At 70.5% G+C, this 13925-nt stretch carries 10 protein-coding genes; 9 read left to right on the top strand and 1 reads right to left on the bottom strand.

The window, feature by feature from the left end; all coding sequences use genetic code 11:
• Positions 1-325 precede the first annotated feature (325 nt).
• Complete coding sequence (locus BMZ18_RS03745; RefSeq protein ID WP_068362383.1) at positions 326-1594, bottom strand: CynX/NimT family MFS transporter; 1269 nt, start codon at positions 1592-1594, stop codon at positions 326-328.
• 90 nt (positions 1595-1684) lie between these two features.
• Between BMZ18_RS03745 and BMZ18_RS03740 the strand changes: the two genes are divergently transcribed.
• The 9 genes from BMZ18_RS03740 (at position 1685) to atzF (ending at position 13907) form a co-directional block, all read left to right on the top strand.
• On the top strand, positions 1685-2347 hold the full coding sequence (locus BMZ18_RS03740) for a FadR/GntR family transcriptional regulator (RefSeq protein ID WP_068362387.1): 663 nt from the start codon (positions 1685-1687) through the stop codon (positions 2345-2347).
• A 362-nt stretch (positions 2348-2709) separates the two neighbouring features.
• The gene (gene urtA / locus BMZ18_RS03735) at positions 2710-3984 is read left to right on the top strand and encodes an urea ABC transporter substrate-binding protein (RefSeq protein WP_068101865.1); all 1275 of its coding nucleotides are present in this window, start codon (positions 2710-2712) and stop codon (positions 3982-3984) included.
• Positions 3985-4031: 47 nt separating this feature from the next.
• On the top strand, positions 4032-4916 hold the full coding sequence (urtB, locus tag BMZ18_RS03730; protein ID WP_068101867.1) for an urea ABC transporter permease subunit UrtB: 885 nt from the start codon (positions 4032-4034) through the stop codon (positions 4914-4916).
• Entirely contained in the window at positions 4913-6082 is a 1170-nt protein-coding gene (urtC, locus tag BMZ18_RS03725) for an urea ABC transporter permease subunit UrtC (RefSeq protein WP_082894982.1), read from the top strand. The genes urtB and urtC overlap by 4 nt, the downstream gene beginning before the upstream one ends.
• Positions 6079-7014 carry an urea ABC transporter ATP-binding protein UrtD gene (gene urtD, locus BMZ18_RS03720; protein ID WP_083400148.1) on the top strand — a complete coding sequence of 312 codons (936 nt, stop codon included), beginning with the start codon at positions 6079-6081 and terminating at the stop codon, positions 7012-7014. Before urtC ends, urtD begins: the two co-directional genes overlap by 4 nt.
• Complete coding sequence (gene urtE, locus BMZ18_RS03715) at positions 6998-7690, top strand: urea ABC transporter ATP-binding subunit UrtE (RefSeq protein WP_068362389.1); 693 nt, start codon at positions 6998-7000, stop codon at positions 7688-7690. The genes urtD and urtE overlap by 17 nt, the downstream gene beginning before the upstream one ends.
• The gene (locus BMZ18_RS03710) at positions 7690-8403 is read left to right on the top strand and encodes a GntR family transcriptional regulator (RefSeq protein ID WP_068362392.1); all 714 of its coding nucleotides are present in this window, start codon (positions 7690-7692) and stop codon (positions 8401-8403) included. The genes urtE and BMZ18_RS03710 overlap by 1 nt, the downstream gene beginning before the upstream one ends.
• Positions 8404-8460: 57 nt before the next feature.
• Positions 8461-12192: an urea carboxylase gene (uca, locus tag BMZ18_RS03705; protein WP_082894984.1), complete on the top strand. Its 3732-nt coding sequence runs from the start codon at positions 8461-8463 to the stop codon at positions 12190-12192.
• Positions 12189-13907 carry an allophanate hydrolase gene (gene atzF, locus BMZ18_RS03700; RefSeq protein ID WP_068362395.1) on the top strand — a complete coding sequence of 573 codons (1719 nt, stop codon included), beginning with the start codon at positions 12189-12191 and terminating at the stop codon, positions 13905-13907. Before uca ends, atzF begins: the two co-directional genes overlap by 4 nt.
• Positions 13908-13925: the final 18 nt, after the last annotated feature.

Genomic DNA, 13925 nt, shown 5'->3' with positions numbered 1-13925 from the left:
GCACAGCCGCTTCCGATCCGCGCGACTTCCAGTGATCCGCGTGGGCTGTAGCTGCGGCGGATCACTGAAACCGGCGCGAATCCGACCGCCCTCCGGGGCCTGACCAATGCCGCCGAGTGCTGGAACCGGCGCGGATGGGGTTCATGCTCGGCCTGTGCCGATCCGCGCGACTTCCAGTAATCCGCGTGGGCTGCAGTTGCGGCGGATCCCCGGAACCGGCGCGGATCCGGTCCACGCTCGGCCCCTGCCGATCCGCGCGACTTCCAGTGATCCGCGCGGGTTGCAGCTGCAGCGGATCACTGCAACCGGCGCGGATCGGGCCCGGCTACGGGGTGTGGCGGGCGGCGAGCACGTCCTCGAGCACCCGCGGTCGGCAGGCGGCGCGCGCGGCGACCAGCAGGACGACGACTGCCCCGGTGAGGAAGGCGAAGGACCACGTCCACGCGCCCGACGCCTCGTGCAGGGCGCCGAACAGCAGCGGACCGGAGCACGCCACCAGGTATCCCACTCCCTGCGTGAACCCGGACAGCGCGGACGAGCCCTTCTCGGTGCGAGTCCGCAGGTTGATGAGTGTCAGGGCCAGGGGGAACGTCGTCGGGCCCGCGCCGACCAGCACCACCCAGAGCAGCGTCAGGTGTCCCGGCGAGAAGTACAGCCCTGCGAACCCGGCGAGGAAGAACGCCGCACAGGCAACGGCGACGGGGAACGGGTTCACCATCCGCGTCGCCAACCACGGAGCCACCAACGACGCCGCCAGTCCGAGCGCGCTGAACACACCGACGGCGACGCCACCCGCACTCTCGGACACACCCGACTCGACGAGCAACGACGGCAGCCAGGCGAACAAGGAGTAGGTGATCAGCGACGTCATGCCGAACATGAGCGCCATCCCCCACCCGAGGGACGTCCGCCACGGAGCGACCCGCGGGCCGGCGGGGGCCGGGGACTCCGACTGCGGAGCGGTCACGGGGGTCGCCGTCGTGGTGCGCGACCGTCGGTCGAACACGCCGACCGCGAACCACGGCACGGCCGCCGCGACGGCCGCGAGACCCCAGACGGCGAGGGACGCTCGCCAGCCGAGGGCATCGGCGACCGGGACGGCGGTGAGCGACGGAACGATCGTGCCGAACTGTAGGAAGCAGATGTAGACGGTGCTCATCACCGCCACGCGGTCGGAGAAGTACCGCTTCACCAGCGGCGGAATGACGACGTTGCCGACGCCCATGCCCGCCAGCGCCACCGCGGACAGCAGCACCAGGCTCACGGTCCCCGGTGCGTACGAGCGCGCGACAATCCCTACCGCCGTGACCAGCGCCGCGACGAGCGCCGTGCGTTCCAGTCCGAGGCGCACGGCGATCGCGGGTGCTGCGACGCCGAACACCGCGAACATGAGCGTCGGCACCATGCCCAGGACGCCGATGACTCCGGCCCCGAACCCGAGGTCGTCACCGATGCGCGGGAAAAGCGGTGAGATGGACGTCACCGCGGACCGCAGGGTGAACGCCGACAGCACGATCGCGGCGAACACGAGGACGCGCCCGCGGATCAGCGGCAGCGGCGCAGGGCGAGATGCGGTGGAGGTGGGCGTCGACACCGAAAAATCATAGGATGACTTCGTTCGTCGGGGCAAAGACCCGTCGTCGCAGACAAGAAAGACAGACCCGCCCCGATCGGAGGAGACCGCGTGCCGCCCGCCCGCCCCAGCCTGATCGACCGGGTCACCGACCGCCTGCGCCGCGAGATCGAGAACGGTACGTGGCCCGTCGGGACTCGCATCCCCACCGAAACCGACCTGGTCGGCCTCACCGGCGCGGGCCGCAACACGGTGCGCGAAGCGGTGGGAGCCCTCGTCCACGCCGGCATGCTGGACCGTCGTCAGGGATCCGGGACGTACGTCGTCGCCGCCTCCGACGTCCAAGCCACCGTCGGACGGTTCCTCGCCGCCTCGCGGTCTCGCGACGTGCTCGAACTCCGACAGGCACTCGACGTCACCGCCGCCACCCTGGCCGCTCGTCGACGGACCGACGACGACGTCCGGACCCTGTGCGACATCCGTGACCGACGGCAGCGGTCCTGGGACAGTGACCGCGCCGAGGCACTCGCCCTCGACACGGCGCTGCACCGCGCGATCGTCGCGGCCAGCCACAACGCGGTGTACCTCGAGTTCTACGACCTCGCCCTCCCCACCATCGAGGAATCCGTGTCCCGACACGTCGCCGAGACCCGCCGCGGGTTTCACGACGAGCACGGGGCTCTCGTCGACGCCGTGATAGCGGGAGACCCCGACGCCGCCGCCGCGGCCGCACGACAACTCTTCGCCGAGGTGTCGGCCCACTACTCGGACTGAGTTCGCGCCGAGCCCTCGCCCGATCCGCGCCGGTTCCAGCACTCCGCCGCAACTGCAGCCCACGCGGATCACGGAAACCCCAGCGGATCCGGAGCCACCCGAACCACACCCTGTCACCACACCGACCACCACCGGTTGGCCCACGTCACGACGGGCCGGACCGCGTAACACGGCCGTCACCTCGGATACGCAAGTGTCACACCGATTCTGCGATCCGGAAACACCCGCTTCGTACCGTTCTCCTCGCATACAGCGCTGTATACGCTTCTGTACCCGCACACCTGCGCCGACCCGGAAAAGGTCGAGAACTGCTCGTGCGCACCATCATTCGTCACTGCATCGACCCGAGAGGTCCACCCGCCATGGAAGCACGCTCCCGTCGCCACCTTCGCTCTCCACTCGTCGTCACCCCGGCCCTGATCGCCGTCGTCGGCCTCACGCTCTCCGCGTGCGGTGCCCGCGCCGGAGACACTGCGGAGTCCGGTGCCGCCGGTGCACCGGCGTCCTGTGTGGACACCAGCGGAGACACCGTCAAGATCGGATCGCTGAACTCACTGTCGGGAACGATGGCGATCAGCGAAGTGACGGTGCGGGATTCGATCGCGCTCGCGGTCGAACAGATCAACGCGTCCGGAGGTGTGCTCGGCAAGCAGCTGCAGATCGTGGCCGAGGACGGCGCGTCGGAGCCGACGATCTTCGCGGAGAAGGCCGACAAGCTGATCAGCAGCGACTGTGTCGCCGCGGTGTTCGGCGGCTGGACGTCCTCGTCACGCAAGGCGATGCTGCCGGTCTTCGAGGACAACGACGCCCTGCTCTACTACCCCGTTCAGTACGAGGGCCTCGAGGCGTCGAAGAACATCTTCTACACCGGTGCGACGACCAACCAGCAGATCGTGCCCGCGCTCGACTACCTGAAGGAGAAGGGCGTCAAGTCCCTCTACCTGGTGGGCAGCGACTACGTCTTCCCGCAGACCGCCAACCGCGAGATCCGCGCCTACGCCGAGGCCAACGGCATCGAGATCCGCGGCGAGGACTACACCCCGCTGGGCTCAACGGACTTCTCCACCATCGTCAACAAGGTGCGGTCGGCCGACGCCGACGCGGTGTTCAACACCCTGAACGGAGACTCCAACGTCGCGTTCTTCCGCGAGTACACCAACGCCGGCCTCACCGCCGCCGACATGCCCGTGATCTCCGTGTCGATCGCCGAGGAGGAAGTGGCCGGCATCGGCGCCCAGAACATCGCCGGTCAGCTCACCGCCTGGAACTACTACCAGACCGTCGACAGCCCCGAGAACACGGCGTTCGTCGAGGCGTACAAGGCGAAGTTCGGCCAGAACAAGCCCACGTCGGATCCGATGGAAGCCGCCTACACCTCGGTCTACCTGTGGAAGAACACGGTCGAGAAGGCCGGCTCGTTCGCGGTGCCGGACGTCCAGGCCGCGGCCGACGGCGTCTCGTTCGACGCGCCCGAGGGCACCGTCGTCGTCGACGGCGACAACCACCACATCTCCAAGACCGCCCGCATCGGCGAGATCCGTCCCGACGGCCTCATCTACACGGTGTGGGAGTCCCCCGCGCCGATCGAGCCGGATCCGTTCCTCGAGTCCTACGACTGGGCCGGCGACCTCAACTGACTGCCCGGCCCGCGTCGCGAGCGGGCCGAGCGGAGGAAGGAGAACACATGGACGTCGTGGTCGGACAACTCTTCACGGGACTGTCGATCGGATCGATCCTCCTGCTCGCGGCGCTGGGCCTGTCCCTGACCTTCGGTCAGATGGGTGTGGTCAACATGGCGCACGGCGAGTTCATCATGGCGGGGTCCTACACCGCGTACGTGGTGCAACAGGTGACGAGCGCCGGTGGCGCGTCGCTGCTGATCTCGTTGGTGGCCGGGTTCCTCGTCGGTGGGCTCATGGGCGCACTGCTCGAGGTGACGCTCATCCGGCGGATGTACCACCGCCCGCTGGACACCCTGCTGGTCACCTTCGGTGTGGGGTTGATCCTCCAGCAACTCGCCCGCGACATCTTCGGCGCACCGGCCGTCAACGTCGTCGCACCGGACTTCCTCTCGGGCGGTGTGGATGTGCTCGGCGCCGTCGTTCCGAAGACGAGGATCTTCATTCTCGTTCTCGCCGTCGTGGCCGTGTCGGTCCTCGCCCTGGCATTGAAGACGACGCCGATGGGACGACGCATCCGGGCGGTGGTGCAGAACCGCGATCTCGCCGAGACGTCGGGCATCTCCTCGCGACGTACCGACATCTCGACGTTCTTCATCGGGTCGGGACTCGCCGGCGTCGCCGGCGTGGCCCTCACCCTGGTCGGATCGACGAGTTCCACGGTGGGACAGAGTTATCTGATCGACGCGTTCCTCGTCGTGGTGGTCGGCGGGCTGGGCCAGATCAAGGGTGCCGTCATCGCGGCCTTCGCTCTCGGCATCCTCAATTCGTTCGTCGAGTACAGCACCACGGCCTCCGTCGCCAAGGTGGTGGTCTTCGTGCTCATCGTCGCCTTCCTGCAGGCCCGACCGCAGGGCCTCTTCGCCGTCAAGACCAGGAGCCTCGTATGACCACCTCCACTATCGTGCCGGGGAAGTTCCGTGCCGCAGCGGGTTTCGCCGTCGCCGCCGTCCTGTTGTTCGCGGTGGCACCGGCGGTACTGAGCGACTTCCGGCTGAGCCTGCTGGCGAAGTTCCTCTGCTACGCGCTGGTCGCGGTCGGCATCGGCCTCGCCTGGGGACGCGGCGGGATGCTCACTCTGGGACAGGGCGTCTTCTTCGGCATCGGCGCGTACATCATGGCCATGCACCTGAAGATGGCCGACGCCACCCTGCGCGGCGACGCCGTGCCGGACTTCATGTCGATCGCCGGCATCCGTGAACTGCCCTCGTACTGGGTGCCGTTCGCCTCCCCCGTGGTCGCCGTGCTCGGCATCCTCGTCCTGCCGGGACTGCTGGCGCTGCTGCTCGGGCTCGGCGTGTTCAAGCGGCGCGTCAAGGGTGCCTACTTCGCCATCCTGTCCCAGGCGCTCGCGGCAGCGTTCGCGATTCTCCTCGTGGGCCAGCAGTCCACCGGAGGGTCCAACGGCCTCAACCGGTTCCGGACGTTCTTCGGTTTCACCCTCAGCGACCCGGCGAACCAGCGAATGTTGTTCTTCGTGGCCGCGGCCGCCGTGCTCGGCGCGGTGTACGTGGTGCGCGCCCTGATGAACTCGCGCTACGGCGAACTCCTGGTCGCCGTGCGTGATCAAGAGGAGCGCGTGCGGTTCCTCGGTTACGACCCGGCGACGATCAAGGTGGTCGCCTACGTCGTCGCCGCGTTCTTCGCCGGCCTGGCGGGCGCCCTGTTCGTGCCCATCGTCGGCATCGTCTCCCCCAACGACGTCGGCGTCGTGCCGTCGATTGCCTTCCTCATCGGTGTCGCGATCGGCGGCCGCACCACCCTGCTCGGCCCGGTCCTCGGGGCGATCGGTGTTGCCTGGGCACAGACCACGCTCTCCGAACAGTTCCCGTCCGGCTGGACGTACGCCCAGGGCCTGCTGTTCGTCGTGGTGGTCGGGTTCTTTCCGGCCGGTGCGGCCGGTCTCTTCGCGCTCCGCCGACAGCGACAGCGCATGGAGCCGGCACCGCCCGCGCCGAGACACCGGCCCGTCGAGCCCGACTCGACCACCACCCCTGCAGAGGACGCCTCGACGGTCGCGACCACCCCGACGACGGACAAGGAGCCGGTCCGATGACCCCGGTCCCCACCACCGCGGCACCCTCGGTGGGCCCGACCTACGGCGGCAACGCCGGCATGTCGAGCCAGTACCTCGAAGTCCGCGGTCTCACCGTCGAATTCGACGGCTTCAAGGCCAACACCGACGTCGACCTGACGCTGATGCAGGGCGATCTGCGCTTCCTCATCGGCCCGAACGGCGCAGGCAAGACCACCCTCATCGACGCGATCACCGGCCTGGTGCCCGCCACCGGGTCCGTCACCAAGTCGGGCGTCGAGTTGCTGGGGAAGAAGACCCACCGCATCGCCCGCCTGGGCGTCGGCCGCACGTTCCAGACCGCCAGCATCTTCGAGAACCTCACGGTGCTGCAGAACCTCGACATCGCCGCCGGTGCCGGGCGGCCCTGGCGCACCCTGCTGCGTCGTCGGCGTTCGGTGTCGACGGCCGTCGAGGACGCGCTCGAGACCATCGGTCTCACCGACCGTCGGGACACCCCGGCCGGGTCGCTGGCGCACGGGCAGAAGCAATGGCTCGAGATCGGCATGCTCCTGGTGCAGAACGCCGACGTGCTGTTCCTCGACGAGCCCGTCGCGGGCATGAGCCACGAGGAGCGCGAGGCCACGGGTCAGCTCCTGCGCCGCATCGGCGCCGACCGCACCGTCGTGGTGGTCGAGCACGACATGGAGTTCATGCGCCGCTTCGCGACGTCGGTGATGGTGCTGGCGGGCGGACGGGTCCTCGCCGAGGGCACCGTGGCCGAGGTCCAGGCGAACCCGGAGGTCCAGCGGGTGTACCTGGGCACCACCGCCGCCGTAGGCGGCTCGGCCGACACCGCCGCCGTAGGCGGCTCGGCCGACACCGCCGCCGTAGGCGGCTCGGCCGACACCGCCGCCTCAGGCGGCCCCGACGACACCACCAGCCAGGAGGACGACCATGTTGGAACTCGTTGACGTCCACGCCGGCTACGGCCGCAGTGACGTGGTGCACGGGGTGTCCCTGACCGTTCCGGACGACGCCGTGGTCGCCGTCATGGGGCACAACGGCGCCGGGAAGACCACGCTGCTGCGAGCCGCGGTCGGACTGCTGAAGACGTCGTCGGGACGCGTCGTCCTCGACGACGAGGACGTGACGTCGATGCGGCCGAGTGCACGGGTCGCCCGCGGACTGGCCTACGTTCCTCAGGGACAACAGTCGTTCGGGCAGCTCACCACGGCCGAGAACCTGCAGGTGGTCGCCGACGGGCGCAAGCGGGGTCGCGCGCTGATCGACGAGGCCCTCGACCTGTTCCCGGCCCTGAAGGATCTCCTGTCCCGCCGAGCCGGGCTGCTGTCCGGCGGGCAACGCCAGCAACTCGCGATCGCCCGAGCCCTCATCACCGAGCCGCGGGTGATCGTGCTGGACGAACCCACCGAAGGCATCCAGCCGTCCGTGGTCGCGGAGATCGAGCGGACCATCGTGGCGTTGTCGCAGCGGGGCGGATTGTCGGTTCTGTTGGTGGAGCAGCACATCGGGTTCGCTCTGGGCGCGGCGCGTACCTACCACGTCCTCGAATCGGGTCGGATCACCGCGACCGGAGCCGGCGGTCTCGGCGCCGAGAGCGACGTGCGTGCGGCGATGGCCATCTGATGACGGGGACGTCCCCTCTGATCGGAACCGGACCGTTGCGCGACCGGGTGTACCTCACGTTGCGTCAGGACCTCATGGCCGGCGCTCTCGATCCCGCGGAGCGTCTCGGCGAGGAACGCCTCGCCGAGCTCTACGGGGTGTCTCGAACACCGGTCCGCGAGGCGCTGGCACGGCTGCTCTCCGACGGATTGCTCCGCCGCGACGACCGCGGCCTGCTCCCCTACCGTCCCCGTCTGGCCGAGATCGCCGACCTCTACGAGCTGCGGATCACCCTGGAGCTCAGGGGAATCGACCGCGTGACCGGTGACGAGGACAGCGTGCCGCGGCACGACCGCGCGGCGCTGGCGGAGATCGTCGAGGCGTGGCGTCGCCTGCGGCACGACCCGCCGGATCCCGACGCCGGGTTCGTCTCCCGCGACGAGGAATTCCACGTGGGGATCCTGCTCTCGTCCGGGAATGCGGCGCTTGCCGACGCCCTCCGCACCGTCAACGCGCGCATCCGTCCCGTGCGCATGTTCGACTACCTGACCCCCGATCGCATGCGGGCCACCGTCGACGAGCACGTGCTCATCGGCGAACAACTGCTCGACGGCGCACTCTCCGACGCCCGGACCACGTTGCTCGACCACATCGACCAGTCCCGCGCCGTCGTCGTCGATCGCGCCACGACCGCACTCTCGATGGCCCACCTCGTTCACGCCGTGCGGCACTGACCGATCCGACCCGACCGACCCCGACCGACCCCGCCCGCATCAGAACAGGACCGACCCATGACCGAACTTCTCGGCCGGACGCCCGCCGGCCCCTCGACCGACGCGGCCACCGCCGCGGCGGCGAGCCTGTCCTTCGACACGCTGCTCGTCGCCAATCGCGGCGAGATCGCCTGCCGCATCGTCCGCGGTGCGCGGGAGCTGGGGTTGCGGACCGTCGCGGTGTACAGCGACGCCGATCGTGACGCCCGGCACGTCCGCATGGCCGACGAGGCGGTACGCCTGGGCGAAGCCCCGGCCGCGCAGTCGTATCTGCGGGCCGACGCCGTGGTCGACGCCGCGCTCGCCACGGGCGCCGGGGCAGTGCATCCGGGCTACGGATTCCTCTCCGAGAACGTCGACTTCGCGACGGCGGTCGAGGCGGCGGGGCTGCTCTTCGTGGGCCCTGCACCGGATCACCTCCGGATATTCGGCGACAAGCACACGGCGCGCCGTGCGGCCGCCGAGGCGGGCGTCCCGTTGGTCGCGGGCAGCGGCCTGCTGGCCGGTCCCGACGACGCGGTGGCGGCCGCGGCTGCGATCGAGTACCCCGTCATTCTCAAGGCCGTGGGCGGTGGAGGCGGCATCGGAATGCAGGCGTGCCGAACTCCCGAGGAGCTGGTCGCCGCCTACGATCGCGTGATCCGTCTGGCGGAGAACAACTTCGGCTCCTCCGGTGTGTTCCTCGAGCGCTTCGTCGAACGCGCCCGCCACATCGAGGTGCAGGTGTTCGGCGACGGTGAGGGCCGGGTGGTCAGTCTCGGCACCCGCGACTGCTCCCTGCAGCGGCGCAATCAGAAGGTGATCGAGGAGGCCCCCGCTCCGGCGTTGCCCGAGTCCGTCACCGAGCAGGTGCTCGCGTCGGCACGGGCCCTGACGGCCGCGCAGCGATACCGCTCCGCCGGCACGGTCGAGTTCGTCTACGACGTCGACCGCGAGGAGGCGTCCTTCCTCGAGGTGAACACGCGGCTGCAGGTGGAGCACCCCGTCACCGAGGCGGTCACCGGGGTGGATCTGGTGGGGTGGATGCTGCGGCTGGCCGGCGGCGACCGCTCGATGCTGACCGACGTCCCCGACTCCGGGCCCGCGATCACCGGACACGCCGTCGAGGCCCGTGTCTACGCCGAGGATCCGGGCCAGGACTACCGACCCAGCGCCGGATTGCTCACCGACGTGGCGTTTCCGGACGACGCGCGCATCGACACCCACGTCGAGACCGGCACCACCGTCAGCTCCTACTACGACCCCATGCTCGCCAAGGTGATCGTGCACCGACACGATCGCACCGACGCGCTCCACGCGCTGCACGACGCTCTGACCCGGTCCCGGCTGCACGGGGTGTCCACCAACCTCGGCCAGTTGCGGATCGCGGCGGTGGCCGAGCCGGTCGTGCAGGCCGTGCACACCACGGGCACGCTCGCCGACCTCCCGACGGACGGCCCTCGGATCGACGTCGAGCGCGCCGGCGTCTCCACCACCGTCCAGGACGTTCGGGGACGGACCGGTCTCTGGAACGTCGGCATCCCCCCGTCCGGAGCGTACGACGACCTCTCGCTCACGCTGGCGAACCGACTCGTCGGCAACGACGATCTCCCGGCCCTCGAATGCACCCTCACCGGGCCGCGTCTGCGGTTCTCGCACCCGACCGTCGTCGCCGTCACCGGAGCCGACGCGCCGGTGACCCTCGACGGCGAACCCGTGCCGATGTGGGAGGCCGTCACCGTGCCCGCCGGCGGCGTGCTCGACCTCGGCGCACCCGCGGACACCGGACTGCGGACCTATCTCGCGGTGCGCGGCGGGCTCGACGCGCCGGACTACCACGGCAGCGCGGCGACGTTCACGCTCGGCGGTTTCGGCGGCGTCACCGGCCGTGCGCTGGTGACCGGCGACGTGCTGCGTCCGGCCGGTACCGACGTCGGCGTCACCGACCCGGCGCCCGTGGTTCCGGCCGACCGACCGGAGTTCACCCACCACTGGCACCTCGCGGTCGGCGAGGGCCCGCACCCGGCTCCCGACTACTTCACCCGCGCCGATCTCGACCTGTTCTACGAGTCGGTGTGGACGGTCTCGGCGCACGCCAACCGGACGGGCATCCGGCTCGAGGGTCCGAAGCCGGAGTTCGCGCGCACGGACGGCGGCGACGCCGGACTGCACCCGTCGAACCTCCACGACTGCCCGTACAGCGTCGGCGCACTCAACGTCTCCGGCGACACCCCGATCCTGCTGGGTCCGGACGGGCCGAGCCTCGGCGGCTTCGCCTGCCCGCTCACGGTGGTCACCGCACATCGCTGGAAGCTGGGCCAGATACGGCCGGGCGACACGGTGCGCTTCGTCCCCGTCTCCGACGCAGGCGCCGACGCCCTGCGGTCCGATGCCGCACGCGCACAGGACCGTCCGACACCCGCGCTGCTCGGTCGCCGCGAAGACGACGACGGTGTTCTCGGCCGTCGCGACGCCGGCGACGGCCGACCGGAAGTCCGCTACCTGCGCGGCGGGGACGACAACGTCCTGGTCGAATACGGACCGAGGGAACTCGATCTCGGGCTGCGGATCCGGGTGCACGCGTTGGCCGCGGCGCTGGCCGAGCGGGCGCCCGCCGGCTTGCTCGACGCGACACCCGGCGTGCGATCGTTGCACCTGCACGTGGATCCGGACCGACTGCCGATCCGCACCGTGGTGGGACTGCTCGCCGAGATCGAGGAGGACCTCCCGCCGACGGCGGACATCGTCGTCCCCAGCCGCCGCATCACCCTGCCTCTGTCCTTCGACGATCCTTCGATCCTCGAGGCCATCGATCGTTACCGCGGCGGCGTCCGCCCGACGGCGCCGTGGCTCCCGTCGAACACCGAATTCGTCCGGCGCATCAACGGTCTCGACTCCGTCGACGACGTCCGACGCATCGTCTTCGACGCGGAGTACCTGGTGCTCGGACTCGGCGACGTGTATCTCGGTGCGCCCTTGGCCGTTCCGCTGGACCCACGACACCGCCTGGTCACCACCAAGTACAACCCGGCGCGGACGTGGACGCCGTCCGACGCCGTGGGCATCGGCGGCAAGTACCTCTGCGTCTACGGCATGGAGTCGCCGGGGGGTTACCAGCTGATCGGACGCACGGTGCCGATCTGGTCCGGTCACACCCAGCGAGCGCCGTTCGAACCCGGGGTGCCGTGGTTGTTCCGCTGGTTCGACCGCATCTCGTGGACACCGGTCACCCCCGACGAACTCACCGAGGCCCGCGCCGACGCTCGCGCCGGGCGATTCGACCCGGCGATCGAGCACGGCGAGTTCTCCCTCGCCGAGCACCGCGGCTTCCTGGCCGAGCACGCCGAGTCCATCGACGAGTTCGACAGCCGTCAACGCGCAGCCTTCGAGCGGGAGAAGCAGACCTGGCGCGAATCCGGCGAGTTCGACGCCCGGCAGACCGACGTGGACCCTGCCGTCGCGTCCGGCGCGCTCGACCTCGACGTCCCCGCGGGGGGCACGGTCGTCGAGGCCCCGATGGTCGCCAGCGTGTGGCGCGTCGACGTGTCAGTCGGCGACGTCCTCGCCGCCGGCGACACCGCGGTGGTGCTCGAAGCGATGAAACTCGAACTGCCGGTGACCGTTCCGGACTCCGTGCGCGTCGTCGCCGTCACCGCCGCCCCGGGCGATCGGGTCGAACCAGGCAGCCCCTTGCTGATCACCGTCCCTGTCGACAACGCAGAGACCACTCCGGGAACCATCCCGACCACCGAAGGGAACACCCTCGCATGAGCGTCGTCGCCGACCGCATCGATCCCACGCTGCCCCCGTCGCAGCGCGTGGCCCTGGCATACAAGCGCCTCTACGAGGAGGACCGACCGGAGGTGTGGATCGACCTGCGACCGGAGGGTGAGGTCCTGAGCGACGCGCACGCCGTCGAGCAGCGCCTGGCCGACGGTGCCGACCTCCCTCTCGCCGGCCTGCTCGTCGCCGTCAAGGGCAACATCGACGTCGGCGGACTCCCGACCACCGCGGCTTGCCCGGAACTCGGCGTCGTCGCCGAGAAGTCGGCCACGGCCGTCCGACGGCTCGTCGACGCGGGCGCGCTGGTGCTGGGCACGACCAATCTCGATCAGTTCGCGACGGGCCTGGTCGGCACCCGCAGTCCGTACGGCGCGGTGCGGTGCGCGTGGGATCCCGAGCGGGTGTCCGGGGGGTCGAGCGCCGGATCGGCGGTCGCCGTGGCCCTCGGCGTGGTCGACGTCGCTCTCGGCACGGACACCGCCGGATCCGGCCGGGTGCCGGCGGCGCTGCACGACCTGGTCGGCATCAAGGCCACCCTGGGTCTCGTCCCTACCGCGGGCGTCGTGCCGGCCTGCGTGGACTACGACGCGGTCACCGTGTTCGCTGCCGACCTCGCCACTGCGGCCGCCGCGATGCGCACGATGATCGGGCCGGACGAGGAGGACCCGCGAAGCCGGTCGTGGCCCGCGACCGTTCGTCTGGCCGCCGCGCCCCGGCCGCGCGTCGCGGTGCCGCGGGCGGACGATCTGACCGCGCTGTCGCCCGAGTTCGCTGCCGCGTTCGGCGCGACCGTCGACGGGCTGACCGACCGTGGGATCGACACCGTCACGGTGGACGTCTCGGCCCTGCTCGACGCGGCAACGCTGCTCTACGACGGGGCCGTGGTGGCGCAGCGGTACGCGGCGGTGGGAGCGTTCCTCGAGACGGCGCCGGCGAATGCGGACCCGACGGTCGCCGCCATCGTCCGGGGGGCGAAGGCACCTGCCGCGCACGAGTACGTCACCGATCTCGACCGCCTCACCCGGGTCCGGGCCCTCGCGGTGCGGATGCTCGCGGACGTGGACGCGCTGCTGCTGCCCACCACCACCGAGCACCCGACCATCGCGGCGGTGCAGGCCGAGCCCGTGGCGATCAACCGTCGGATGGGGACGTTCACGAATTTCTGCAACCTGCTCGACCTGGCCGCCGTGGCCGTGCCGGGCGCCGCGACCGCCGCGGGCGACCCGTTCGGCGTCATGCTCGTCACCGACCGTTTCGACGATCAGGTCGCGGTGGACGTCGCGGCGCGTCTGGTCGGTGAGCCGAGTCCCGACCTCGGCGCAGGCGGCGTGGACGTCCTGGTGGTGGGCGCCCATCTCGCGGGTTTCCCGGCGCACGGGCAGCTCGTCGAGCGCGGGGCGCGATTCCTCGGCGAGGTGCGAACCTCCACGGCCTACCGACTCCAAGACCTGCACACCGAGCCGCCCAAGCCGGGACTGGTCCGGGTGGGCGACGGCGGCGCCGAGATCGCGGGCGAGCTCTACCGCCTCGCCCCGGCGCACCTCGGCACGTTCCTGGCGGCGCTCCCCGCGCCCATGGGACTGGGCCCGGTGGAACTGTCCGACGGTCGGTGGGTCACGGGTTTCACCTGCAGCCAGGAGGCCGCCGACGCCGGAACGGACATCACCGAGTACGGCGGGTGGCGGGCGTATCGGGCACGCTGACGGCGGCGGCCGTCTCGT

This window comes from Rhodococcoides kroppenstedtii (genome assembly GCF_900111805.1).
Taxonomy (GTDB): Bacteria; Actinomycetota; Actinomycetes; order Mycobacteriales; family Mycobacteriaceae; genus Rhodococcoides; species Rhodococcoides kroppenstedtii.
Note: the sequence above shows the minus strand (reverse complement) of the source record. Positions and strands in the feature narration are given on the sequence as shown.